The sequence below is a fragment of the Lampropedia puyangensis genome, assembly GCF_004833285.1.
GTDB lineage: Bacteria > Pseudomonadota > Gammaproteobacteria > Burkholderiales > Burkholderiaceae_C > Lampropedia > Lampropedia puyangensis.
Window position 1 is genome coordinate 1 of the sequence record NZ_STFG01000063.1, and the last position, 564, is coordinate 564.

The 564-nt window shown below is 54.8% G+C and carries 1 protein-coding gene; it reads left to right on the plus strand.

Annotated elements, in window-relative coordinates; translation table 11 throughout:
- On the plus strand, window positions 1–564 hold a 564-nt coding region (locus E9531_RS17590), incomplete at both ends, for a DUF11 domain-containing protein (RefSeq protein ID WP_211343490.1).

Here is a 564-nt window from a genome sequence, read left to right on the forward strand (position 1 = left end):
AAAGCGTTTTACGCTGCGGCCACAGACCCTGCTGGAGCCTGCAAGCAGCCCGTGGTCAATGTCCCCGACTTGGCTCCTGTACTCACGGGAGCTTCCGCCTTGAACATAGGCACCCCAAGCAGTGTGACACTAACCGTTAATAACACCGATCAGGCTACTAGCAGCGGTGGCATTGTCACTGTCACACTACCTGCCGGTATCGAGCTAGTGAATCCACCGGCCACTTGCACGACATCTGCATCACCTGCAGGGTTCAGTTGCCCGATCCCAGCCCTTGCAGTTAGCGGTAGTGAAACATTCAATTTCGATATTCGTGCAATTACCTTGGTAAATGATGCCCCCATTGCGGCTGAAGTAAGTGCTGTCGCCGACGAGGTGAACATTGGAAACAACACCACCAGCATGCTGCTGTCTTCGTCGGGTGCACCCGATCTGACTAGCAGCATTACCGGGGACTCCACGCTAAGTGTGGGTGTCGCTGGCAACTACACGGTAATGGTAAACAACGGCGGCAATTTGGGTAGTACCGACGGAGTGCTCACAGTAATCTTACCTGCGGGGCTG